Origin of the sequence: Bradyrhizobium sp. CCBAU 21365 (assembly GCF_015291305.1) — a bacterium.
Taxonomy (GTDB): domain Bacteria; phylum Pseudomonadota; class Alphaproteobacteria; order Rhizobiales; family Xanthobacteraceae; genus Bradyrhizobium; species Bradyrhizobium elkanii.
The window spans coordinates 2983276-3009496 of record NZ_CP030036.1; the positions used below are offsets into that span (position 1 = coordinate 2983276).

Annotated in this window: 17 protein-coding genes; 6 read left to right on the plus strand and 11 right to left on the minus strand. The window is 59.7% G+C overall.

Features of this window, described 5'->3' with window-relative positions; translation table 11 throughout:
- Positions 1 to 2: 2 nt before the first annotated feature.
- From XI02_RS13745 to XI02_RS13785, 9 genes are all read right to left on the minus strand, one after another.
- Positions 3 to 734, minus strand: coding sequence for a hypothetical protein (locus tag XI02_RS13745; RefSeq protein WP_194483500.1), 732 nt, complete (start codon positions 732 to 734; stop codon positions 3 to 5).
- 138 nt (positions 735 to 872) lie between these two features.
- Positions 873 to 1016, minus strand: coding sequence for a hypothetical protein (locus XI02_RS46155; protein WP_276513725.1), 144 nt, complete (start codon positions 1014 to 1016; stop codon positions 873 to 875).
- Positions 1017 to 1513: 497 nt separating this feature from the next.
- Positions 1514 to 4744, minus strand: a complete 3231-nt coding sequence (locus XI02_RS13755) for an ABC transporter substrate-binding protein (protein ID WP_172648357.1) — start codon at positions 4742 to 4744, stop codon at positions 1514 to 1516.
- A 179-nt stretch (positions 4745 to 4923) separates the two neighbouring features.
- Positions 4924 to 6396, minus strand: coding sequence for an arylsulfatase (locus tag XI02_RS13760; RefSeq protein WP_244980725.1), 1473 nt, complete (start codon positions 6394 to 6396; stop codon positions 4924 to 4926).
- Between the two features lie 76 nt (positions 6397 to 6472).
- A complete protein-coding gene (locus tag XI02_RS13765) occupies positions 6473 to 7450 on the minus strand; it encodes an HAD family hydrolase (protein ID WP_370143916.1) in 978 nt (325 codons plus the stop codon).
- A 90-nt stretch (positions 7451 to 7540) separates the two neighbouring features.
- Positions 7541 to 9139, minus strand: coding sequence for an arylsulfatase (locus XI02_RS13770; protein ID WP_172648356.1), 1599 nt, complete (start codon positions 9137 to 9139; stop codon positions 7541 to 7543).
- Positions 9140 to 9207: 68 nt separating this feature from the next.
- A complete protein-coding gene (locus XI02_RS13775; RefSeq protein WP_028343989.1) occupies positions 9208 to 9978 on the minus strand; it encodes a hypothetical protein in 771 nt (256 codons plus the stop codon).
- Positions 9979 to 10135: 157 nt separating this feature from the next.
- Positions 10136 to 11812 carry an arylsulfatase gene (locus XI02_RS13780; RefSeq protein WP_370143915.1) on the minus strand — a complete coding sequence of 559 codons (1677 nt, stop codon included), beginning with the start codon at positions 11810 to 11812 and terminating at the stop codon, positions 10136 to 10138.
- A 124-nt stretch (positions 11813 to 11936) separates the two neighbouring features.
- Positions 11937 to 12863: a formylglycine-generating enzyme family protein gene (locus XI02_RS13785; RefSeq protein WP_172649214.1), complete on the minus strand. Its 927-nt coding sequence runs from the start codon at positions 12861 to 12863 to the stop codon at positions 11937 to 11939.
- Between the two features lie 384 nt (positions 12864 to 13247).
- On the opposite strand from XI02_RS13785, the gene XI02_RS13790 reads away from it, so the two are divergent.
- The 5 genes from XI02_RS13790 (at position 13248) to XI02_RS13810 (ending at position 17932) form a co-directional block, all read left to right on the plus strand.
- On the plus strand, positions 13248 to 13733 hold the full coding sequence (locus tag XI02_RS13790; protein ID WP_172648355.1) for a hypothetical protein: 486 nt from the start codon (positions 13248 to 13250) through the stop codon (positions 13731 to 13733).
- A gap of 201 nt (positions 13734 to 13934) precedes the next feature.
- A complete protein-coding gene (locus XI02_RS13795; protein WP_197971321.1) occupies positions 13935 to 14363 on the plus strand; it encodes a hypothetical protein in 429 nt (142 codons plus the stop codon).
- Between the two features lie 305 nt (positions 14364 to 14668).
- Positions 14669 to 16864: an ABC transporter substrate binding protein gene (locus tag XI02_RS13800; protein WP_210339757.1), complete on the plus strand. Its 2196-nt coding sequence runs from the start codon at positions 14669 to 14671 to the stop codon at positions 16862 to 16864.
- A 4-nt stretch (positions 16865 to 16868) separates the two neighbouring features.
- Positions 16869 to 17480, plus strand: a complete 612-nt coding sequence (locus XI02_RS13805; protein ID WP_172648353.1) for a response regulator transcription factor — start codon at positions 16869 to 16871, stop codon at positions 17478 to 17480.
- A gap of 65 nt (positions 17481 to 17545) precedes the next feature.
- Positions 17546 to 17932, plus strand: a complete 387-nt coding sequence (locus tag XI02_RS13810; protein WP_028343994.1) for a response regulator transcription factor — start codon at positions 17546 to 17548, stop codon at positions 17930 to 17932.
- Positions 17933 to 18479: 547 nt separating this feature from the next.
- On the opposite strand, the gene XI02_RS13815 is transcribed toward XI02_RS13810, so the two are convergent.
- Together XI02_RS13815 and XI02_RS13820 are read right to left on the minus strand one after the other, a co-directional pair.
- Entirely contained in the window at positions 18480 to 19286 is an 807-nt protein-coding gene (locus XI02_RS13815) for an LssY C-terminal domain-containing protein (protein ID WP_172648352.1), read from the minus strand.
- A 906-nt stretch (positions 19287 to 20192) separates the two neighbouring features.
- Complete coding sequence (locus tag XI02_RS13820; protein ID WP_172649212.1) at positions 20193 to 21209, minus strand: transporter; 1017 nt, start codon at positions 21207 to 21209, stop codon at positions 20193 to 20195.
- 1277 nt (positions 21210 to 22486) lie between these two features.
- Here XI02_RS13820 and XI02_RS13825 point away from each other — a divergent pair.
- Complete coding sequence (locus XI02_RS13825; protein ID WP_172649211.1) at positions 22487 to 25591, plus strand: helicase-related protein; 3105 nt, start codon at positions 22487 to 22489, stop codon at positions 25589 to 25591.
- The last annotated feature ends 630 nt before the right edge of the window (positions 25592 to 26221 follow it).

A 26221-nucleotide genomic window follows, 5' to 3' on the forward strand; every position in this document is an offset into this window, starting at 1 on the left:
CTTTAACTCCTCCCGCGCGATCGGGGCAGGGTGTGGGAGAGTTCTCGCGTCAGCTGATGGGCACGAGTGGCGAGCTCAAAGAGGCTCCATGAATGGGCCTGATTTTGCTTAACGAACTTGGAAACCTCTTCTATGCCTCGGCAAATCGTAGTCGTGGTCAAATCATCTTTCCCGTCGGCGAACGAGGCCTTGCGTGTGGCGATCGTCAGGAACACCGGATCAGTGTTATCGACACCCAAATCGCCCGGGCGAGCGTTTTCTTTGATTATCTTCGCATCGAAAAGCTCAGCAGGATCCTGTCTTAGTATTCGCGCATGATGCTTCTCGAAATCTCTTCTCACATGCCGCAGTGCGCGGACAACGAAGCCTTGGGGCCAGCCATGGCTCGAGAGCCGCAATCCGGTATCCAAGGCGAAAGCCTCATAATCTGAAAAGAACACTTCCGTTCCCTTGCCAGGTGAATCGATGCTGTAAAAAGCGTGGTTCACTATCTTGGAGCCGGTCGCCCGAGCCTCTTGCGTCGCTGCACGATCGGTATCGAGCAGTCGTTTCAGCTGAGTTCGCAGCCCTTGACTGGGCGCTGCAGTACTCTCTCCATTTAATCGGGAGATTGCCTCTTCGACCTGGTTTCTCTTGTAACCATTCATTGTAGCTTGCATAAAGGTTTCAATTGCGCGGGTCAAGGGGCGGGTGTAAGAGGATTTCGCACCGAGCTGGTTTGGCATGTTCGTCAAATAACTGTCCTTCACCCCGAGCGGCACGCCCAGTAGCAGAGCCGCCGATCCGGCCGCACGTGCTCTGTCCGCGTCCCTCGCGGCCGCCAATACGGCGGCCTCATCGATGGTGATGAAGGCGTTAAGCTCGGCAAGTGTTCAGCGCTGCAGAAGCGCCGCAGTGTAGGCTTCCGACGTGATATCGCCGTTGCGAACCGCTGCTGCAGCGGCTGCGAGCCCCATGGAGAGATTCGTGATTTCTCGCGATGCGATGTGGCGCGAAATGGCGGTGGTGTCGTTCACGAAATCCTCGCAAAGAGCTGTGTGACGCGGCATCCTCCGCAGTTGCATGCCGTTACGAATATAACATTACGTTCGTAATTCAATAGCCTTTCTCGCGGCGCGGCGGCGTCGCCGGACACATAAGCGTGAGGTGCCGATGACGATTGATCGAGCCGGCAATCAACCGTTTCGACCAAGTCCGCTATGCCACCGAAAGCGGAAGTAAATTCAGAGCATTAGCAGCACGGCCGCAGATGTTGTCGATTGATGGCGCGGCCCTAGCCGTGATTCAAGCTCCGAAACCGGAGGCAAATCATGCGCTACGAACTCAGCGATTACGAATGGACAGTTGAATCCGCCGCGCAAAACGGACATTCAACCAAACTGGCAATGCCGGTGGGGCTAATGGAAGGCATCACGGCCGGGCACTTCGAGCGCACTTGCTTGGCGATCTGCCCCGCTGCTAACTCGGTTCACTGCTGGCCCGAATTCAGACGGCCACGTTTTTTCGTTCCTCCTCACGCTGGCGGCACCTTGGCAAGGCCGGATCCTTGTTTTCCCGTGCATTCCGCGACCATGAACCTGGCAAGAGAATCTTCGGGGAATTCCTTCAGCAGGTCACGATAGGCGTGCTCTGCGGCCGGTAAATCTCCGGCCTCGAACTCTTGCGAGGCTTGCTGGGTCATCGCGCTCAACTGCTCATCCCGATGGCGAATCCTTAGCTCCGGATCGTCACTCATGCGAAGGGCGAGCAATTCATAGATCATGAACTTTGTCTTGCGGCCTTTGACCTGAACTCGCTTGATCGGCCGCGCGAGTATTTCGTTCTTCGTCTGGTCGTAAACGCTGTCGCTGATGCAGATCGTGGTGCCAAACAGCTTGTTGATGCCTTCAAGACGGGCGGCAACGTTCACGCCGTCCCCCAAGGCCGTGTAGCTCAGCCGGTTCGAAGAACCGACATTGCCGACAAGGACCTTGGCGCAATTGAGCCCGATCCTCAGGTGAATTCGCGGCCGTCCTTCCGCCTCCCAGACATCGTTGACGCGTTCCATGCGGCGCGCCGCCCGCAATGCGGCAGTGCAGGCGCGTAGGACGTGGTCAGAGCGTTCAGCCGGTGCATTCCAGAACGCCATAACGCCATCGCCGATGAACTTGTCGACGGTGCCGCCTTCCTCCGCGATCGCAGACGAGACTTCCTCTAGGTAGGTCGAGATCTGGATCAAGAGATCATCAGGCGCGAGCGTCTCTGAGTGGGTAGAGAAATTCTCCAGATCGGAAAAGAACACGGTGAGGAATCGCGGCTCGACACCGAGGGTCAGCGGGATGCCGGACTTGATCAGTTGGCGGACCACATCGAGCGGGACGAACGACGAAAAGGATTTTAGCGAGGTTCGCAGCAGCGAAGCCGCCGATTCCAGCTTCGCGATCTCGTGGATGTTCGATGGTGGACGCGCGGGCGTATCAAAGTTGAGGCTTTCGATGGACTGCAATTGCCGGGACACGTTTTCGACCGGGCGCGATAGCCGACTGGAAGCGAAGTAAATGAAGAACAACTCGACCGTGGTGAGCGCAATGATCACGACCATCATCAATCGATTGGTCCTCTTCAACGTCCCCACGAAATCGTCGATCGGAGTCAACGTGATTACCTGCCAGGCTTGACCGAAGCCGCCCGGAAAATTGGCGAACGCTGCTATCAAATCTTCTCCGTTGATCGGCGATCGGAAGACAAATCTGTCGGCGCCCGTGCGAGCATGCTCGCGATGAGCCTCGCGCACCACGGGATCGTCGATGTCAGCCAGGGTCGCGATCTTGAGCACTCCGTTCTCAATACGAACGCCTTTTTGTTTGTCCGGAAAGGCAATGATCTTCCCGTTGTTGCGGTCTGCGACGAATGTGGTGCTCCCTGCGCTGGCGCGATGCCTGTCGAGAAAGCGTGACAGGACGTCCATGGTTATGTTGGCCGATGCGCAACCAATGAATTCAACGCCGCGGAAGATCGGAATGCGCAACGAGATGATGGGAAAGCCGGTATCGGGATTGATAGAAGGTTCAGTCACGGCAAGCGTGCGCGTCGTCTTGGCGGACTGATAACCGGGCAAGGTGCGAATGTCGATCTCGGTGGCGACATCATATTTGCCGACCTGATTGGGCCAAATGTCGAAAAATGTCCGATGGCGTACGCGGAGCAGGGAATTAGTGATTGCATCGACGTAGCTGGAGTGCCAATTCGCGATCGCGGGAATCCGGGGATCGGCGCGGCGGCGGTCCTCGTCGATACGGGTGACGACCCGATGATAACCATCCTCGAAACTGACGTAGGCGGCGTCGATATGGGCGGCCGAGGTCAGCGCGCGATACATCAGATCGCGGCTTTGCTCGATACGGAAATAGCCGGGATCGCTGGCGGCCACTTCGGCGAGAAAGCGCAGCGGGCTTTCCGTGTTCTCGATCAGATCCTGGGTGCGTTCAACGCCGGCCTGGCTGGTCTGCGCGACTGCGTCGTTCAGGATCGACACGATGCCGGCCGAATTCTTGTTGTAATTGTAGATCATGATGAAAATTAGGACAGGAATGCTGAGGCCGATGAAGAGCAGCGACATGATCAGGCTCAGTCTTGGCCGCCCCATCGTGGCAAACGGCGGAAGCGCGCCCAACCGTGCGATTGCGACGCGCAAGCTGCGACGATTTCGATACGCGACCAGAGCCGCAATCGCCAATCCGACCGGCACGAGCACAAGAGAAATCAGCCAACGCTGCAGGCTGTCGTCATTTCCATCCCAGATCAGTGCCGCGGGTAACGTATCGTCGGTCAGCAGCCCAAGTTGCCGATAGACCGCGGCGATGCCTCGCCAGCGTGCGGGATCCTGTTCGCCGATCCGGTCGATGTCCCGCCCGACCAACGTCGCCGTCTGCTCCGCCTCAAACAGTAGGGCCTCCCGGCTCTTTTTCGCCGAGTACTTCCGCAGGATCAGATCGACCGTCGCTTCTTTATGAGCGAGAGCATAGGCCCAGCCTTTCACGCTCGCCGCCCGGAATGATGCGACTCGGTCGGGACGGGCTTTCACTTCCGCTTCGGAGGCGCACAAATTGTCGCCGTAAAAATCGATGCCGGATGCTGCGGGCGCGAAGGTGCGGTAAGCCGCGCCCAGCCGTTCAAGGACGAACGGCTCGTTGGTGCTGTAGGCGACCATCGCGTCGGCCCGGCCGGCCAAGAGGTCGCGCGGGTTTCCCTCGTGCGGGACGCGCAGCATCGACTGGTAGTCGATCCCTTCGCGCTTGAGCATCGCGGCGATCTCGTCGCTTCCCGGCGTGTCCATGAGCGTACGGCCGCGCAGATCTGCCACGCTGCTGATATCTGCCCGACGCGCGACCAGGATGACGGCCGCCGAACGCTGGAATATGGCGGCCAGCACGACCAGCCGGCGGCCCGCCCCCCAGTCACGCAGGATGCCGGCGCTGCAGACCCCGAAATCCGCCTTGCCGCGGGCTACGGCCTCGGAGACATCGATATCAGGGCCGCCTTCTCTGATGGTAACGTCGAGACCTGCGTCGCGGTAGAAGCCCTGCTCAAGCGCCTGATAGTAGCCCGCAAACTGAAATTGATGCTTCCATTTGAGCTGCATCGATACGGCATCGAGTGCCGTGGCAGGATGCGATGCCGCCAGCGCCAGCGAAGCGACCATGGTCAGCCATCTCAGCAGGGTCAGTTTAAAGCTGATTGGTGGTGGCTCTACCTCTTTGATCATGCGCGCCTTCCAAGTAGGCGAAGCCTTTTGAGCGAACTGTAATCCCCTGAAGGCCGAGTTAGAAGGCTCAACTCTCTCTTAGCTATGCCAATCCGGCTCGAGGGAACGGACTGTAGAGCGGGTTTCGCACAGCCAAGACCCAAATCGGACAAGGATCAGCTTTCTTGAGGCTCCAAGAACTACCGGGTAGCTGGCTTTGGCGGGGTATAGGGGTCAGGAGTACCGAGTTTGATCAGCGGGTACGTCTTAAAGCTCGCTTCCAACTCGCCGATGATCCTCACCGCGGGATCGGCGACCCAGGAGTTGTACGCGGCGACATCGTGCTCTTCCTTTCGGTCGGTGAGCAGATTGATGATCTTCGGCAAGGGCAACTTCTGCGGCGAAGCGTACATGCTTTCCTGCCAGATCAAATGCACTTTCCAGTTTCGCCATTTGACGGCTGAGAGACGATCGGCAACGTAGGCCGGGAATCCCTCGCGGTTGGAGGCTTCCTGTTTGCCGAGAAAGAAATCTAGCTGATCCACGCCGTCAATCGCACGATCCTTAGGGACTTCCGCCTCGCCAACACGCGCGAGGGTCGTGAAGAGATCAACGATGTGAACAATCTCGTTGCTGACGCGGCCTGAGGGCACCTTGCCTGGCCAACGGATGATAAATGGTGCACGCAGCGAGCCTTCCATCGCCGTGAAGTAAGTTCCCCGCCAAGGTCCATTGTCACCCTCCCAGGGATGGGTCGCCTCGGGGCCATTGTCGCTGGCGAATACTACAAGCGTATCGCTCTCGATGCCCACTTGCTTAATGGCGTCAAGGATTTGTCCGGTGCGGTAATCCATTTCGGCCAGGCAATCGGCCCAATCGCCGTTGCCCGTTCTGCCCGCAAACTCCAGATTTGGAAGCGTCGGCATGTGAACTTGCGCGAATGGAACATAGGCGTAGAACGGCTTGCCTGCGCTCGCGTTGCGCTTGATGAACTCCACCGCACGGCTTGTGATTTCCGCATCCATGGTGCGGCGGCGATCCACATCCAGCACTGCGACCTGTCGGGGTTTTTCGCCCTTGCGGGCTTCGTAAATATGCTGGGGGTGCACGACCTTCGCATTCCAACCCTGCTTGGTTCCGACCGACGGCCACATGCTTTTCGTCTCGTCCAGCGACGGCCACATGGCCTCGTCGTAAGTACGCGGGATGCCATACCACTCATCGAACCCCTGATTTGTCGGCATCCGGTCTTCGGCGCTGCCAAGATGCCATTTGCCCCAAATGCCGGTAGCGTAACCCTGCGCAGACAACAGCTCGGCGGTGGTGATCTCCCACTGGGTCAGTCCATCCGGTTCTCCCCCGATAGGAACTGCATAGGTGCCGGAGCGGATGGCGAAGCGGCCGGTCAGGAGAGCCGACCGGGATGGTGTGCATTCCGCTTCGACATTGAAGTTGAGCAGGCGCATGCCCTCAGCTGCGAGCGAGTCAATGCGCGGGGTGGGCGCACCGCGAAGGATGCCGCCGCCATAGACGCCCAACTCGCCATAGCCCAGATTGTCCGCGAGGATAACGACAATGTTGGGCTTCTTCGGCTGCTGCGCGGCGGTGGGCACACCCGCGACCGTCACGGCGACGAGCATAGCCAACGAACCGAGCCAGATGGCGTTGTTCACGTGTATTCTCCTTGACCGTATTGTCGCGTGTGCTCTCGGGTTTTCGGTCCCTTGGGTCTCCTCGTGAACTCGGACGTTAGTCGAAGGCAAAAATACGCTTCCAGTCCTTCTTCATGTCGACCACGGTCCACTTGTTCACCGCTGCGGCATCCAGCGCTACATCAAGCTTCCCGAAATGCGATTGGCGGTCGTAGGCATACTCGCGCTCCGCGTCCGTATGGTGGACAATCAGGCCGAGCCGCGCGCCGCTGGCGCCGAGCGTCGTCCATTGAAGCATTTCGAGATCGCCATCGGAATTGCCGAAGGCCGCAATCGGGCGGCGGCCGATGTGCTCGTTGATGCCGATGGGCTTGCCTGTCTTGTCGTCGATGAAATTGATGTCGGATAGGCGGAAGAGTGTTGGCGCGCCGTCCTTCATTTCAAATCGGGTCTTGATCGACGATCCGATCACCTGCTCGGGAGGTATTTCGTAGATTCGCTCGGTCCAGGGCCGCATGAATTCGATGCCGCCGCCTGACGCAATGAAGGTCTTGAAGCCATTGGCGCGCAGGTAGGCCAGCAATTCCAGCATCGGCTGGTAGACCAGTTCGGTATAGGGTCGCTTGAAGCGGTGATCACGCGCGGTTACGAGCCAGTCGGTGACGATTTTCTCAAATTCTGATGTGGTCATGCCGGCATGTGTCACTGCGATGATTTCGACCAATCCGCTTTCCCCGGACTCCGCCAGGGCCCTTAGATCGCCGTCCAACACCGCCGCGAACGGCTGCTTGGTCTTCCATTCCGGATGCATCGGCGCCATGACCTTCACGCGGTCGAGTGCGAAGGCGAGTTGTACGTACATCGGCTGTTCGACCCAGAGCGTGCCGTCATTGTCAAAGGTCGCGATGCGCTGATCGACCGGCACGAAGAAGGGCCCGCCTTGCGTCGTGACGCGCCCGACAAAGTCGAGGATCGAAGCCTTGGTCGCCCCCTCGTTCCAGGACGGCAGCGGGTCAAGTTGCGCTTGCGCCTCCGCCGAGGTGGAGCGAAGTGAGGCAGAGAACAACGGAAGCATCGCCAGGGACGAGAGCAGGGCGCGGCGGTCCACTGGGGGAAATCGCACGATCGGTTTCATGGTCGTCTCCCTTTTTGCGGATAGCGTCGATTAGTTGCTCGTCGGTGGATTCCGCAGTTTCTCCATGGCCTGTTCGACCGAGAAGGAGCCAGGCTTCTGCCGCGGTGGAAACTCCCGAAAACTCATCAGGTGCTGCCCAACGATACTCTGAGCCGGAACCAGCAAAAAGGCATGCTCGACGAACCACTTTACGTAGTCGCCAGCTTCGTGCTGGGCCCGCTCGAACGGGTCTGAGCGGAGGTTGAACAGCGACGGTAGCCGAAGTTGAGCCATTGGTTGCGCCCAGACATCGAGCCCATGCGCCTTCTGTTCCAGGAAGACGGCCTTCCATTGGTCGTAGCGAAGCCCGGCCAGGTTGCCGTCGTCAGTCCAGTAAAAGAATTCGCGGCGCTTGTTGGGACCCTTGCGGGCCAGAAGATCGCGCTGGTCGTACCCGTCGAGGTGAACGTTGAAGTGCTTTCCGTCGGCATCATAGCCGGACAGCAATTTGTTCTTGATGTCGGGCTCGCCGGCCGCCGCGACCAGCGTTGTCGCCCAATCCTCCGCTGAAAAGACGTCGTTGATTTCGGTCCGCGCCGTCACCAACCCCGGCCAGCGCACCATCGCCGGGACGCGATAGCCCCCCTCCCAGTTGGTGTTCTTCTCTCCTCGAAAGGGCGTTGTGCCGCCGTCGGGCCAGGAGAATGTCTCCGCGCCGTTATCGGTCGTATAGATCACGATCGTGTTGTTGGCGATGCCGAGATCGTCGAGCTTTTTCAGCAGTTGTCCGACTTGCCCGTCATGCTCCACCATGCCGTCAGGGTAGATGCCGAGGTCGGTCTTCCCCTGTGACTCAGGCTTGAGACGCGTCCAGATATGCATACGGCTCGAATTGAACCACAAAAAGAAGGGCTTCCCGTCTCGATTTGCGCGGTCGATGAAGTTCACCGAGGCGGTGAGGAATTCCTCGTCGACTGTCTCCATCCGCTTCTTGGTGAGTGGTCCGGTATCCTCACACTTTTGCTTGCCCCATGGGCCGAACCGTGGATCGTCGCCCGGTGTGTCGACGGTGGTTGCAACGCATTTCATGACGCCACGCGGACCAAACTGCGCTCGGAACGCGGGATTTTTTGGATAGTCCGGATGTTCGGGCTCATCTTCGGCATTCAGGTGATAAAGGTTGCCGAAGAATTCGTCGAAGCCGTGAACCGTGGGCAGAAACTCATTGCGATCCCCGAGATGGTTCTTGCCGAACTGCCCAGTCGCATAGCCCTGTGGCTTCAGCAGGTCGGCAATGGTCGGATCCTTTCCTGACAGGCCCTCCTTCGCTCCTGGCAAGCCTACCTTCAAGAGTCCCGTCCGCAGCGGGGACTGTCCGGTGATGAACGCGGCGCGGCCAGCAGTGCAGGATTGCTGGCCGTAGTAGTCGGTGAAGATTGCGCCCTCGTCGGCGATGCGGTCGATGTTTGGCGTGCGATAGCCCATCATGCCGCGATTGTAGGCGCTGATATTCCAGTACCCAATGTCGTCGCCCATGATGACGAGGATGTTGGGCTTTTGTTGTTGCTGCGCACAAAGCGGCGAGACCAGCGCCGTCGCGGCGGCGAGCGACGTGAGAAGACCGACACATGCGTTCCTGACGACGCTCATGACAAGTAACCTTCTGATTTACTCTCCATCCCGATCGCACCGATGTGCGCTACTCGGGGCCGCAGTCCTCAGTAGCAGGGCGGGTAGGGGTAATAGCCGCAGTAGGGATAGGTGCTGGCTGCCGCCGCACCCAGCGCAGCCCCACCCACCGCTGCGGCGCCGACCGCTGCCGCACCATAACCGCCGCGATACCAAGCGCCGCGAGCAACGTAGGGACGACGCCAGACGCCGACACTTCCGACCCGCGCGTAGCCGCCGCGGAAGCCCGCAGCGTGGAAGCCGCCCACGCCGCCGGCGTGGAATCCACCAGCGTGAAAGCCGCCAAAGCCGAAGCGGTCGATGAAGAGTGCTGCCGACCCGTCGCCGCCGGTCAGTTCGCCTTCGAGCACATCCACGTCGAAGGTCAGCCGGTCGCCCTCGAGCTTCGCCGTCTTCAGCACCACCACAGCGTCGCGGATTTTCGATCCATCCTTGCTGAACACCGAGACGGTGGCGTTCGGCGGATCGTTGGCAAAGCTTTCATCGCTGTCATTGCCCTTCGACCATTCCTCCAGCAAGTCGGTCGTGAGCGAATGACCCGCTGCCCGCACCGGCCGGTCCGCGAACACGATCGAATTCGGTGCCACGCCGTTGAGTGTGAGCTGTCCACCCTGCAGGCTGGCGCCGCGGGCGTTCATTACGATCAACGACGGCACAATCTCCGGCTTTGCTTGACCGATCGTCTTCTGCAGCGGCTCGTGCTGCGGCGTCGAAGGCGGCGTGGTCTGGGCCAGGGCCGGTGCCGCTCCGCTGAGCAGGAGGGCGATGATCATGCAGCCGGTTCGATTCTTCCTGGTCATGAGCAACTCCATACTTTCGCCGCCCAAACGCATGGGACGGGTTCATGGTCTCTTGATTGCACGGAAGGCGGATTCATCGAAATTTCTGGGAATTGGCCGGTCCTTTTGGACCGGCCGCTTTTATTCTTGTTCTGCGATCGCGGCCCGACGTTCGCAGCTAGTCGCTTCGGCCGGCCGTCTTCATGTCCTTCACTCGCTGCATGACCTGTTCCAGGTTGTAGCTGGCCGGGTCCTGCAGCGGCGGGAATTTGATGAAGGTCTCCAGGTGCCTGAGCCACAGCTGCTGGCCGATCGGCAGCATGTTCCAATCATAGACGTAGGCAGTAGACGGAGAAGCAATAGCCCCGGCCATGCCGAACAACGTCTTCAGCTGTGTACCAACGGAGGTTTCGAAAGGATCGCGCTTGATGTTGACGACCTGGGTCCAGGAGTAGGGCTGCACACCGGCAATGAAGCCAGCTGGTGAGTCCGACACCATCGCGAAGTACATCTTCCAGTTCTTGTAGCGGACCGCCGACGGCTCCTTGCCGGAGTAATACAGGAAGTGGTCGCGGGCCGACTTGTCGGACTTGCCGCTCAGATAGTCGATCTGATTAACACCGTCGAGGGTGGTCTTGACCATATTAGGATAGCCGGCCTCGACCTGTTGCTTCAGTGCGTCGCCCTTGGGCCCGCCGGCGATCTCGACGAGGGTCGGGAGCCAGTCGAGGGCGGAAAACATTTCGTTCTTGACCGTGCCGGGCTTAATGACGCCGGGCCAGCGAATCACCATCGGGGCGCGCATGCCGCCCTCCCAGGTGCTCAGCTTGCCGCCTTTGAACGGTGTGACGCCGCCGTCCGGGAAGGTGATGGTCTCGGCGCCGTTGTCGGTGGTGAAGACGACGATCGTGTTGTCGAGTTGGCCCATGTCTTCGAGCTTCTTGAGCACCACGCCGATGTTGTCATCCATCTGCTTCATGCCGGCTTCGTTGACGCCCCAATCCTTGCCGCCGGGCTCGCCCACCATGTTCAGATACTTGTCCGGCAACACCGTCGTGATGTGCATGCGCGCCGGGTTGTACCAGGCGAAGAACGGCTTGTTGGTCTTCTTCGGGTCGTTGCGATCGAGGAAGTCAACGACCTTGGCCGAGATTTCTTCGTCCACGGTCTTGGATCGCTCGAGAGTCAGCGGGCCCTCATCCTTGCAGGTCATGTTCTTTGCGGTGCCGTCCGAGGACTTGCAGGCGAGCATCGGACGCGGCGGCGTCAGGCAAACCGTGGTCCTGGGATCTACAGCGCCGGGGACCTCAGCCACGCCGGGGATCGGCGTGTTCTTGCATGGCGGCGCAAGGGTCTGCTGGGTCGCGGTTTTGTTGATGTCGGGGAAGCTCACCCCTTGCATGGCGTCGAGGTGATAGAGATAGCCCCAGTATTCCTGGAAGCCTTGCGCAGCCGGCAGCGACTCGGTGTGGTCGCCGAGATGGTTCTTGCCGAACTCGCCGGTGGTGTAGCCGAGATCGAGCAGGAACTTGGCAAGCGTCGGCGTCCCCGTCCGCAGATAGGATGGGCTACCGGGAATTTCCGGCAAGACCATGCCGACGCGAACGGGCTGCATGCCGGTTAAGAAGGCCGTACGCCCGGCCGTGCAGCTCTGCTCGGCGTAATAGTGCGTGAACATCGCGCCTTCGTTGCCGATGCGATCGATGTTGGGCGTCTCCCCGACCATCAATCCGCGGTGGTAGATGCTCGGCTGCATCCAGCCGATGTCGTCACCCATGATGAAGAGAATGTTTGGTTTTTGCTGGTTTTGCGCCAAGGCCGGCGTGCTGACCGGCCCGGACAACGCCATCAGCATCGTCGTGCTGAGCAGCGAGGCGCAGGTCCCCTTGAGCCAGCCAGATGTCTTGCGGGGTGGCGTTCCAGTAGGGGGCGACGGCTCGTCGGGCAATATAGAACTCAACATGGCTACGCTCTCCTGTTTATGATGCATTGGGAACTCCCCGACTGATGCATCGAAAGCCAAGATGACTCGTGGAAGTATCAACCGGCTCCGCGTGACGCGCTGCCGGCCGGTAGCGTCGGCAGTAATTCGGCGCGCACAAATGCGAGCCGCCTTTGATGACCTTCCGTGGAATCTTCACGTTGGTTGTTCTTGGGTCATAGCTGTCGGCCTCACGCCCGCCGCGCGGATTCTCCGGGATGCAGCAGGCCTTCGTCACATCCGCCTCATGCCTGGGGGAATACCAGTCGGCTGTCCACTCCCAGACATTGCCGATCATGTCGAACAGCCCGTAGCCGTTCGGTGGAAACGCCGTGACCGGCGAAGTGCGCTCGAAGCCGTCGTCTGCGGCGTTCTGGCGGGGAAATTCACCCTGCCAGGTATTGGCCATGTGACGGCCGGCCGGCGTGAATTCATCGCCCCACGCAAATTCGGCGCCGTCGAGCCCGCCGCGCGCTGCAAATTCCCATTCCGCTTCGGTTGGTAAATCCTGGCCAGCCCATTTCGCGTAGGCGAGCGCATCGCTGAAGGCCACATGCACGACTGGATGATCGTCCAGCCCGCGGATGTTGCTCCCGGGTCCAGAGGGATGCCGCCAATCCGCGCCCTGGGCGAAGGTCCACCACTGGCTGAAGTCCCGGAGACTGACCGGATGCGCGGGCGGGGAGAACATCAGGGAGCCCGCGTAGACCATGTGCGGTAGGATCCCGGGATAGTCCTTCGGATCGGGCGCAATCTCGGCGAGGGTGACGTGGTTGGTAGCCTTGACGAACGCCTTGAATTGCCGGTTCGTCACTGGATGGCGATCAATCCAGAAGCCGTCCACGGTGACGCGATGTACCGGCGCTTCTTCCGGATAATGCTTGTCCGATCCCATGCGAAAAGTGCCGCCGGGTATCCAGATCATCTTATCGATGTGCGATGGACTGTCACAAATGCCGACTTCTGACTTGAGCGCGGCTGCAGGAAAAGGGGCTGTCATCAAGCGTTGCCTCCAACCAATCGATCGACACGTGAGCAGACCGGTGGCACTCTAGGAAAAAGTGGCACGCGCAGGCTATTGGACCGTGGTCCAACATCGAGCTCTCATATCGCACACTTGCCGCCGCCGCCGCCGCGCGGATGACGGCAAAGACGATCTTGGTCTCAGGTCCAATGTTTATCCGTTGAGTGTGCTGTAAGTTACCGCACGTCGTTTGGACGGCCTCCACTCTCGCCGTCCACGCCAAGGGGACGGTATACCTTGGAGGAGGCCAGAACATTGATTAGCCTCTCGAGCCGGCGGAAGATCATGGAGATGGCTGTAGTATTGATTGCGCTCATGACCATCACAGCCGTTTTGTCCATGGCCTCAATAGTTCAGGTTGGCGACCAACTTGACGAACTTACTGAGAGCTACATTCCTGCCTATCGAAATCTCGCACGAGCCAACATTCGTTCGGTTGAGCGGGGGCTCGAGCTGCGACGCGTCATTATTAGCAAGACGCGATCGCAATCCGGTGACGTCGCCGCTATTCGCGCCAAGCTTGAAGCAAAGAGTGATGAATTCGCGAGCGAAATCCGCGGAGCCCGCAAGCGTATCAGCGGCCTGATAGAAAAGAAGGCCCAGTCCGGCGACACGGTTGCCCTGGCCCGGCTTCAAACCCGACTCGATGCGACGGTTGAAGATTCGCGACGACATCTAAACGAGGAGATCGGGCGCTTGTTGCCCTCATGGGGCGCAAGGGTGAGCACACTCGGACGGGCTCGCCAGCTACAGGGGTCGGCGATGGGATGAATCGCGTCGTGTATTTGAGGCGGCGCTCGCGATCGCCCTAATGATGGCCCGTCCGCAGCTTTCGTCAATCGCCTCAATAAATTGACCGTGGATCCTCCCACTGAAAATTGGGATGGCTCCTGGCGCCTTGAGCGATAAGTAAACTCGAACATTTGGCTAGAATCGAACAACGCAACTATGAAGCCGGATCGGACGAAACACATGAACTCAATACCGCTCGCAGTCCTTGGCCTGTCGATGATTGTAAATTCTGCATTGGCGCAAGCGCAGCGGCCTTCGCCAGAGACGTCCCGCCCGCCGACTGAATCCACGACGAAAGCGGCATTTAGTGTGCTGCCCGGCTGTTGGGTGCGCCTGCAGGGAGGCTACGTGATCACCATCAATGCCGTAAGCGTCGACGGCAAACTTGATGCGAGTTATGCCAACCCGAGGCCACTGCCTTTTCACACGGCCGTGGCTACGAGCGATGGCAACAGTATCAAATTGTTTTTTGAGCTACGCGCCGCCGGCTATAACGGTTCTACCTACACACTCAGCTATGATGTGGCAAAAGATCGGCTAACGGGCATCTACGACCAGGTCGTCGTAAAGCAGAAGTTCGAGGTCATATTCGTTCGCGACAAATCGTGACATCGCTTGTTGCCGCAGATTGATTTAAACGCAAATGAAGTACTTTCGGCTCGGAATGCGTGTGCCAGGCGCGGTCAACAGCACGGGGGCGATCCGAATAAAAAACTTCTACCGATTGATTTTGTTAACAAAATTCCACTCGTTTGAAGCGACAACGATCACGAAAGCGTGCTAAGATTGCACTTGGCGATCGCGCATCCTCGCTTACCAGGCGAGCCGGTTGTGAATTTCGTACTGTAGTATTTTGAAATGGCGGCCGTTTCCGGAATGACGGAATGAGTAGGGCGCACCCAGTTTTGTGGAGCATGGTGCTCCTTTTCTTGTTCGCGGTGGACGGGCGCGCCGCGGAGCCCCGGCGCGTTCTGATGCTGCACGCCTTCAACTATACATTTCCCGCTACCACTGCGATCGCGGAGGCCGCACGAAAGCGGTTGCTGGAGCGCTCCCCGCAAAAAGTCGAAATAGATGCAGAATTTCTTGATCTGGCGCGCAACAAGGACCCGGCAAACGAACTTCGAACGGTGACGTTTCTCCGACATAAATATGCGCAACGGCCACCCGACCTGGTGATGACGCTCGGCAGCGCTGCGTTACCGTTTATCATGAAGCACCGCGACGAGATCGCGCCGAATGTGCCTGTGGTGTTTACGTCCATCTCGCCACAGACCTATGCTGCCGTGCGACCGCCGCCTCAGGTGACGGGGATCGTTAGCGACTTCAATCTCGACAGGACGGTAGAGCTCGCGGAACGGCTCCAACCGGAAGCCAGCCGCCTGTTTGTTATCGCCGGAAGTGGGGATACTGATCGCCGGTGGCAAGCGATTGCTCGAACGACGCTCGAAAGCCGCGAGCGCAAGTTCGACGTGACATACCTGTTCGAGCTTCCGTATGCGAAGCTGGTCGGGGAGGTGTCAAAGATACCCCAAGACGCGATCGTGATCCTCCTTACGGTATTTGCCGACGGCGACGGCGGGGCCTTTATCCCCGCCGAAGTGGCAACCGCCTTGTCGGCCGTTTCGCCTGCGCCGGTTTACGCGCCTTACGACACGTTCCTTGGAAACGGTGCCGTTGGCGGGTTCGTCGAGCCGTTCGAGTCAGTGGGCGTTGCCGCGGCGGACATGGCGATCGAAATCATGGAGGGCAGGGATCCGACCGCGCTCGCTCCCAGAACAAACCCAGGGCAATACCGGGTCGATTATCGTGCGATGGAGCGGTGGAGCCTGCGCGAGCACAACTTGCCTCCCGGCACCAGCGTTCTGTTCAAAAGTCCTACAATCTGGGATGAGCATCGCGGCACGGTTCTTTCGACGCTGTTCATCTTCGGCCTGCAATCCCTGTTCGTGGGCGCCTTGCTGATTCAGCGGCGCAAAAGGCTGCGCGTCGAAAATCTGCTTAAGGAGAGCGAGGAGCGAATGACGTTTGCGGCGGCTGCCGCGAACATCGGGCTCTGGCAGTTTGACCGAAACACCGATGAGTTTTGGGCGTCCGAGCATTGCAGGACGCTGTTCGGGATAGTGCCCGGCATGCCGCTGACGCGCAAAGCGTTTCTGGCAGCGGTGCACGCGGATGATCTTGGCATTGCAACCTCTGCGCTGCGAGGGGCGTTCGACGCGAAACAAGCTGAAATCAGCGACATCCGTATCCTGCTGCCGCGCGACGAGGTGCGTTGGGTACGCATGCGAGCCCGCTACTATGCAGAACATGGCGGCGAATCTCATCAGCTCGGCGGCATTTTCATCGACGTCACCGATCGGAAATTTGCGGAGGCTGAGGCTGCCCTGCAGCGTCAGGAGGTGGAGCATCTGATGCGCGTATCTGTGCTCGGCGAGCTCTCCGGTTCGATTGCCCACGAGATCAATCAACCACTTACTGCGATACTTTCGAATGCGCAGGCGGCGCTCCATCTGATGGCACAAAAAGCCCCGGACCTCGCCGAGGTACGTGACGCACTCGAGGAGATTGTTCACGAAGACAACCGGGCCGGGGAAGTCATTCGACGACTCCGCAGCCTGTTAAGGAAAGGCGAACGGAAAGCGGAAAGCGTCAAACTCAATGATCTTATCAATTCCACTATCGGCTTGCTCAACAGTGAGTTGATCAGGCGCGATGTCAACGTGAAGCTCGAACTGGCAGACAACTTGCCCATGACGTCGGGCGATCCCATCCAATTGCAACAGGTCTTGCTCAATCTCGTCATGAACGCGATGGATGCGATGGCCTCGACCCCGACGGCTAAGCGGTCTGTTTTGATTTCGACCCACGAGAAGCCGACCGGAAGCGTTGAAGTGCGGGTGAAAGATCGAGGCCACGGCATACCGTTATCGGCAAATGGACACCTGTTCGAGCCATTCTACACGACCAAGCAGCATGGTCTCGGTCTGGGACTGACGATCTGTTCGACGATCATACAAGCGCATGGCGGCAAGCTGACTCTGGTCAACGACCAGAACGACGGTGCAATTGCGGGCTTCTCAGTGCCAGGTCTGGAGACAACGAGGTGATGTGATGGATAAATTTACTGTCTATCTCGTCGATGATGATGTTGGCGTACTCAAGGCGCTGTCACGATTGCTCCGCGCCGGGGGTTATGAGGTCAAATCGTATGCGCGTCCGCAGGAATTTCTCGATCAGCACGATCCGGCAATCCCCGGCTGTGCCGTACTGGATGTTGCGATGCCAAGTCTCGACGGCCTCGAACTCCAGCAGGCGCTGACCGCCGGAGGCTCTTATAGGCCGATCATTTTCATTACTGGCAAGGGTGACGTTCCCACGAGTGTGCGTGCCATGAAGGCAGGCGCCGTAGATTTCCTCACGAAACCGATGAAGGACACTGATCTGCTCGAAGCCATACGACGCGCCCAAAACCGCGAGGCCGAGGTGCGTCAGCATAGCTCCGAATTGGAATCGATCGAGGCGAAAATCAGAACGTTGACCCCACGCGAGCGGGAAGTGCTCTCGCATGTTGTCGCGGGGCGGCTCAACAAGCAAATTGCCGGCGATCTGGGTACGGTCGAAAAAACCATCAAGGTTCATCGCAGCCGGATGATGGAGAAACTGGGCGTGCGCACCGTGGCGGATCTCGTCCGCCTGGCGGAGAAGGCCCAAATCTCGAAATAGGAAACCGGGCTTATTGGCCCAACGGTCAACTCGACGGGTGACCAACGCCGCAGCCATAATCGTTTATGGCGCAAATTGCCCCCCGAATTGCCGTGGTCGATGATGATCCTGCCGTGCTCAAAGCTTTGGCCCGGTTGCTACGGTCCCGCGCCTTCGATGTAAAGACATATGAATCGGGGCAGGATTTCCTTGCGGCCTTGCCGCATGGCCTTCCCGAATGCGTGATCGTCGATCTCCAGATGCCCGTGATGAACGGTTTGGAGCTTCACCAGCACTTGGTGCGTAACGGCATTCGAATCTCGACGATCATGATTACAGCTCATGGCGACTCTGCCTTGCGCGAGCGTTACGAGGATGCTGGTCTGGTTGCCTTCCTACTGAAACCCTTACAGGACAGTTCCTTATTTGCCGCCATCGAAAATGCGATCGGCGGCTCACGCAGCGGCGGGTAACCTCCAAACGGACCACCGCGAGAAACCAGCTGCTTGCGGGAGACATCGCCAGCACCGGTCGGTTTTCGCAAATTAAAATGGTTCCAAACATTCGCTGGGGAGCGGAGGAAAATACGAGCGGGAGTACAGATAGCCTCTTTAATCTCAATGATTGCTCTTAGTTCGCAACTCGTGGTCGCCATGGCCGATCGGGTGCCGGCATTCGACATTGTTCGGAGCTGTAAACTCGGCGTCGCTGCGACGGCCGGGCTCACCATTGATCAGACAACCAAGACCTGCATAAATGATAAAAGAGGGCGCGGCAGCTGCTCGCGACCCAATGATCCAAATTTCCGGCCTCGAGCAAGGCGCAGTGCATCCCGCACGAGAGCATCGGGCACCAAGTTACGTCAGTCTGCTGACGTGCCTACAGCTCGGTCAATGGGCTCGCTAGCCGTCCCGGCGGTTGATTCGGCGCCGCTCTGGCCGCGCACAGCCTCATGATCTGATGGGGCACCGCAGGGGCAAGATTAGCGCTGGCGGTTGAAAGTCGTCCCTGGTGAAAGCACTAACCTCCCACGTTAGAGGCCAGCGAAAACATCTTGTCCTTCAGCTGAATCAATGCCGGGGCTGGCAGAAGTTTCGCAGGTGTGGTGGCTTTCTCGCCCCGCGCAACGAGTTTCGCCATCCAGATCTCGCCGTCGGTATAATAAGGATCCCCCTCGCCATTATGGCCATTCAGAGTGGGGCCAATCCCGTTGATCTGGTATATGCTTGTTACCATCCGGGCCCGGTCCAGCCCGGTAATCAGGCGGTCACGCTCATCGTCGATATTTGGTGCGATCTTGTGCGTGACCTGACCGGTATCGCGGCTCAGGGTAACCCCGCTATCAAAGCTCGCCGATCCGAGCCATACGGGACTCGCTTCGGCGCCGCTCTGTAGCACCAACCAAAGCCGGACGTGTTGACGGCGGTCCGCGCTTACCCCCTCCGGCTTTTCGAAAGCGAGATCCTCACGCCGTCCATCAAAATAGAGTGGGCTGACAGGGGCATCCTTGTAGGACCGGTCGAACACCACGCTGCCGATGATCTCCAGGCTGGTCCGCAGCGTGATCGGGTCGGCAGGAAACCAGCCAGCGGCATGAAATGCGGAAACGACGTCTTCGCGCGTTCCGACGAGACCGACGTTGATCGCGTCTCCTGGTATGCCCTGGGCCGTTGACGTGACCATCGTTTGCTTTGACAGTCCGGGCTCATGCTCGATCCGGGACCAGGTCGCGGGCAAAATCAGATAGCTGACGACGACATAGCCCGCGATCACGGTGGCGAGAAACCTCAGATATCGGTGTCGGTGCTTTCCGAACGGCAATAGCATGAATCTAACCTCGCATGGTTGACTGTGACGAGGCTTCAAAGTTGCATTGGTAGGGCGTCGCTATGTAGATTCGGCCCATGGTCAATTGATCGACCAGTGCTCTCTCTCTGAAGGGAGCGAGTCGTGGCGCTCGCCGAGCGAGGCGGTCTCGATACCGTCTGCCGAGCCATTTCCGCCACAGATTCGATCCAGCAATGGATGCTCATCGCAACCCTCCCTCGTCGGGATCCCAACCAAACAACATCAGCGAGCGCACGACACCACGGCACGGTGTCCGTGCGATATTGCCCTTTAGGGAAAAGCGTGTGCTGACGAGCAGGCGCGTTTGCGAGGATAGCAAGCGGTCGATTGCGATCGTTTCTGTACTTTCTGCAATGCTTCTATCTTTGAGTGCGGGAACACTAGATGCCCGCAACGCCGATCTCGCCTCTTTCACCTTGGCAGCGGCCCGAACCACTAAACTCCAATGCATAAACGTCGGTCCTGCGCGATATCGCAACTGCCTGTCCTTGCAGCCAGTACCATCCTTCGAGTGTCGGGACGTTTACCGGGATTGCAACCGCTTCACTTGCAATGCTGTCTGGACATGACCGACGACCGACGCGCCTTTTGCCGCGTCAGCGAGCTAGCGCTCGGCCTCGCCATCCCGCCGCTTCTGCTCATCGCGCCGATGAAGTGATCGAATAAAGGGCCATGTCCGTTTGGCACATCGTGTCATTTCGCCGCGGTGCGAAATTGATCACTAGCTAGCCAGCGCGGTGCATTTATGCGGGTGCCGTTAGAGCTGCTGCGTACGGTGCAGCAACTAATGCCCCGCCGGACATTTTCCGAAAAGCTGATCTCTTCACCGACACGGTTGAGCAGATCAGCGAGAGGGATTCGTCCAGCATCCTCGGCAGCTTCGCTCTAATATTTTCTGACGATGGGCTTTGTCGTCGGAGGCGCTCCGGGTGCAGGCGGCGAGATAGAGAAGGTGACCCAGGTATTCCAGCCGGCTGGCCGGCTTTCCGCGGCAAACTCCCCGTAAGCTTTTAAGTTGAGATAGCCCTGCATGTCGCCGACCGGAAATAGGAACCCGATTTGTGGACCGACGCCAACCACCTGGGACTGGAAGCAGCCGACACGGTCGCCTGAACCGCTGTCGCAGCCGAGTTCTTTGTAGACGTAGCCCACGAGCCCAACCATGACCTGCTTCGAGAGGAACTGCGATGCACCCCAGTCGAAGTGCATGTCGACGCCGTTCTGATACTGCGTCGCAGTGTTCTTGAAATTATAGGTGAAGCCGAGCACGCCCGAAAACTCATGGCCGGTCTGCGGATTGAAATAAGTGTAGCCGCCGCCGGCGTCGATTGCGCCGTGTCCGATGCCGATATTCGACAGGCGCGTGGATTGGTAAGCGCCAACCGGGATGTCGCCGGTGATATAGGTCATGTAGTTGTGGACGCCGGCGTTCCAGCGCAATGCGAATTGTGGTATCAGATCCCCAAAGCCCCATGTCGTGTCGCTGATGGTGTCGGACCGCGCGAAAGGAATGCTGCCGAACGGCGGCGCCGTGACCACGCCGGACAAGGTCCCCGCCAGGCTTGTGCCGACGACGCCATAGGCTCCGATGAGGGACACCGACGCCTGGCCGCCGAGCACTGGCGTCTCGAATACATACGACGGGATTACAAAGCCGAGGTCGCCAGTGGCCTTGACGTTCAAATTCAAATTTGCGTTTAAGGTAACGTTGGTCGGAACCCTGCCAAGCGTAAATTCACGCGCGCGGGCGACGTCGGCGCCAGCGGATACGGAAGTGTGGTAGTAGATCGTCGCCAGCGACCAACCCGGCTGCTGCGGCGTGGCCGCGAGGCTTCCAAAGAAGCCGGGCACCCAGAAGCTTACGCCGCCTTCATCGGCCAACGCACCATCGGAAAAAAACATGATCGCGGGCGCCAAGACGATTGCAGCGGCAAGTCTGCGTCGATGTGCTGAGCTTTTCTGCCCGCTTTTCGCCGCGGCCAGTGCGATTCTCACTGTCATATTGTGCCCCCAAGTGTGTCGCCTCCGAATACAACTCGGGGACAGCGTAACCCTGGAGCGAGCAGGGCTCACCATGTAGATTCAGCCAGCATTCATTTTCCAGGAAAAAGAAGTATACTGCGACCAAAGAGCCACAGGGGCTACATCTGCTAGCGGTGGTCGGCGGAGAACATGCCGAAGGTGGCGCGCTGCTGGATCTTTCCCTGCAGATCAATCCCAACAGCGCTGAAGCGTGGCGGCTGGGTGACTGGGTGTGAGCGTGGAACGGCGACACCGAGCGCTCGCTGCAGCGACTGATCGAAGCCGAGCGGTTGGATCCGCTTTCGCCCTGCAGTCGGATGTCCATTCGGCGCGCAGCGTGGCTCTGCTGGTGGGCCGCCGTTTCCGTCGAAGTGCGCGCCGTTCGATCGCCACGACTCCGGAGGCGACCGCCCCTCGGCGCTTCCTGGTCGCCGCGCTCTGGCACGCCGGCGAGCGCGACGAAGCGAGACTGGAGTGTGGATCCCCGATGCAGCGCCAACCCAACTCATCGCTGAGGCGATCGCGTACCCTTCGATCACTCAGGTATCCTGGATGCTCGACCTGCTGATTGATGGATTGCGTGGCGTAGGAATGCCGGAATGACGGCTGCGAGCGGCCACCGCGGACATAATCATCAAAGTCCGCAAGTGGCCTATAGCACTCCTGTTAATGCAAAGAATCCCCTGCTCTTCGAAGCTCATTCCCTGTTAAGTCGATTAGGGAATTCGGCACAGACACACGCAACACCATGGGTTTTCTTGACGAGGAGGCACCTATGGAAGCTCCCAAAATGCAAAATTCCCTGAAAAATTCCCAGTTTGCAGGGAATTGGGCCGGAGACTGGTGCGATCGGGACTGCGTCGCCAGCCAATGAACAAGCCATTGATTTCGATAGACGAATCGATTTTTCCAGCCAGCCCCCGCCGCCATGTCGGGCGGATTGGGCCGGCCAGCTGGAAATCGGTGCCGCTTTCGTTTCCATGGCGGCGGGCGACAAGCCCCGAGTCGCCCGGAGATCCAGGTCAACGGGCGATGACTCACGACACAACGACGGATCTGACGTGGCGAATACCAAGAAGGCCCGCGCTGCTGCTGGCGCGAAGAAGAAAAGCAAGGGATCGGCGCGTTCCCCAATCTCGTCTTCCTCACCGCTCGGCATGCTGGCGCTCCATCTTCTCGAGCAATGGAAGAAGTCCGGGCGGGACGGCGTCGTTTTCCTTGCGGAAAGCGAGAACAGGGCCGAGCGCCTCGGCAGCGTGCTGTATTCGCTCGATCCCTCGCTCGAGGTGCTGGTATTCCCGCGGCTGAACACCTTGCCCTTTGACGGGCTGGAGCCGTCACGAGAGATCGCCGGCAGGCGCAGTTCGGTGTTGAGGCGCCTCGCCAGGAGCAAGAAGCCGGTCTTCCTGGTGTCGACGGCGGAGGCGATCATGGAGCGGTTGCCGTTGCCCGCGAGCTCAGCGCGCCTCAGCATCAGCTTGAAGGTGGGCGCGGACTACTCCGAGCAGGAACTCAAGCATCGTCTGGAAGCTCTGGGATACGATCTCGACGAAGAGGCGGATTATCCCGGCAGCGCTCTCTTCCACGGAATGACGTTCGAGGTATTTCCGGCGGGCGCGCTGGGGCCGTTCAGAATTGAGCATTCCGGTGGCGTGATCCGCAGAATCGCAGGTGTCGATCCGGACGAGCACGACGTCGTGTTCGACGCGGAGGAACTGCACATCGACCCGATGTCCGAACGGATCGCGTTGGAAGGCAAGCGGGTCCAGCGGGCGGCGCTGCCGGATTATTGCCAGCGCGCGCACTGGATCGCGGACGCAGGGGTTTCGGGCCACGCCGATAGTTGGCTGAGCACGATCAAGGAGGCGGCCGGCCGCAGGGAGGCGGAGCGCGAGTATCTGGGGCCCAGTGACTGGAAACGGCTGGCCAAACGGATGAGCTCGCTGCCTCGAAAGGCGGCCTTCATCGCCACGCCCGACTTCTCGAAGGTCGCTTCGTCGCGGAAAGCTCTTCGCGCATTTGTCGCCGACACGCAGCGCAGCGGATCGCGGCTGCTCTTTGTCGCGGCGGTCGAGGACGATCTGCGCGCGATGGAGCGAATGAGCGGGATCAAGGCGGAGCGCTTCGCCGACTGGAACGAGGCGGCGAAAGGGCGGGGCGGCGAAGGCGCGCTGTTGGCCGACTTCGACACAGGCTTCATCGGCTCAGGACGCAAGCCGCTCGTCGTCGTGACGGCGACCGACGTGCTCGGCAGCAGGGCGCATCATCCGCAGCCCATGGCCAGAGCCTGGAGTTCGGCTTTCGATCATCCCGACGTGCCGGAGCGCGGCGCGGTCGTCGTGCATCTGCAGCGCGGGCTGGCCGTGCTCGATGGCTTGCAGACCCTCGATATGGGGAAGGGATCGTCGCGCGAGATGATCAGGCTGGCCTTTGCGGGGGATGATGCCGTCCTCGTTCCGCCGGCCGATCTTGCGCTGATCTGGCCGTATGCCGCGGAGCTCGGCAAGCTGGCACTGGACAGGGCCGATGGCAGTACGTGGTGGACGCGCCGTACCAAGGCGGAGCAGGAAATTCAAACGGCCGCCAAGGCGCTTGCCAAACACATCGCGCAACGGCGCCGCCGGCGCGCGCCCAAGCTGGTCGCTCCCGGTCCCGCATATGAGCGGTTCGTCGCGCGCTTTCCCTATTTCACGACAGTCGACCAGGCGAAGGCAATTCGCGACGTCCTGGATGATCTTGCGTCCGGTCATCCGATGGATCGGGTCGTCTGCGGCGACGTCGGATTTGGCAAGACCGAGGTGGCCTTGCGCGCGGCGGCGGCCGTTGCGTTGTCGGGCAAGCAGGTTGCCGTCGTCGTGCCGACGACTGTTCTGGCAAGACAGCACGTCGCAACCTTCCGCAAGCGGTTTGCTCCGCTCGGGATCGAAGTGGGAAGCCTGTCGCGGGCGACGTCGTCGCCGGAGATCAAGGAGACCAAGGAGGGCCTGCGAAGCGGAAAAATGAAGGTCGTGGTCGGCACGCAGGCCATCGCATCGAAGGACGTGAAATTCGCCAAGCTGAGCCTGGTCATTGTCGACGAGGAGCAGCACTACGGCGCAGCCGAGAAGGCGAGGCTTTCAGGGCTGGCGAAGGGCGCCCATACGCTGTGGATGAGTGCCACGCCGATCCCGCGCACGCTTGCGGCGGGCCTTGCAGGATTCAGGGAGCTTAGCGTGATCGCATCCCCGCCCGTTCATCGGCTTCCGGTCGCGACCAAGATCGCTCCGCTCTCGGACGCTGCCATTGCCGCCGCATTGCTGCGCGAGCAGCGACGTCACGGGCAAAGCTTCCTGATCTGTCCGCGCATCCAGGATCTGGATCCGATGCTGGCGCGCGTGCAGTCGATGGCCCCGGAGCTCCGCATCGTCTGCTTGCACGGCAAGCTACCCGCCGACGAACTGGACGATCGAATGATGAGTTTCGTCGAAGGCGAGGCGGACGTTCTGCTGGCGACCAACATCGTGGAAAGCGGTCTCGACATCCCGAGGGCGAACACCATCGTGGTCTGCTGGCCGGAAAAGTTCGGTCTGGCACAGCTCCATCAACTGAGAGGCCGGGTGGGACGCGGCGGGACACGCGCCTTCGCATACATGCTGACCGAATCCAGTTCGGAACAATCCGGAAAGCGTTTGGCCGTTCTGGAGGAGTTCAGCAGACCGGGCGCCGGTTTCGCGATCAGCGAGCGGGATCTCGACCTCAGAGGCGCCGGGGATCTGCTTTCGGAACGACAATCCGGCCACGTGCAGGTCTTCGGGCCGGTGCTGTACAGCCACCTTCTGAAACAAGCCTCGGAGAAGACCAACGACCGGTCCGCCGATCTGTGGGTGCCCGATCTCAACCTTCCGCTCGCGGATTTGCTGCCCAGGAGCTATGTGCAATCGGAATCCGTGCGGCTTGAAATCTATGGCCGTGCCGCGAGGTGCCGGAGCGAGGACGATCTGGAAGATCTCGAGGAAGAGACCTCGCGCCGCTTCGGCAGGCTGCCGTCGGCGGGTCGGGATTTCTTCGCCGCGGCGAGGCTCAGGATCGATTGCAAGCGGCGCGGGATCGTGAGGCTTGACGTCGGGCCGGAGGCGGTCGCGGCGACGTTCCTCCCCGGACGGCTGCCCAAATCCAGGGCACGATCGCTCGAGCGCGACGGCGATCGCGTTTTCTATTCGGACAACATACACGAGCCGCCTTTCGAGCGGATCGAGGATCTCCTGGACATTCTGGACGAGTGAGCGCGACGTGACTCCGTCGGAGACGAGCCATGTGGGTGCGCCGCGCACAGCAGAGATATTTCAGCGCGTCGGGGCTGCGGAGAACAAATCGACCGATTCTGTGCGCTGACATCCCAGTGACATGTAGCATCGTTACTGCACATCCGTGGCAAACCGCCTGCCGTCATTCGGCCTGCTCCGAGCCATCGGAAAGCCCCCTTCCAGGCGCGAGTCGACGGTATTTGGGGCGGGTTATGTTGTTCAAATCGCGGCGTTTTGGGCCGAAATGCTGTGCCCGGATACCGGAATCAGCGCTGCCGAAGCCGGCTTCAGCTTTCGCTTTCTCCGTAGGACTACCCGTTTTGCGCACCGTTCCGCGCGGTGTTGCCCAACCTTGTGCCCGATAACGGTAACTGGAATATTCATATTGTATTTCAATAACTTGCCGAAGCGTCGCAGTTCAAATGCCCGTGATATTTGTGCAACATTTGCCCGAAAACAGCCGCAACTCGCCGCAAACCGAGCGGTCTTTTGTTGCGTGATCGGGGGCCTTCTGTCTCATATGGAACTACGACGGAGGGGGGCATCCCGAGGTCGTCCCGTTCTAGGTGGTTCGCTTAAGTCCCTCGCGTTCATGCGGGTGTGTCCGAA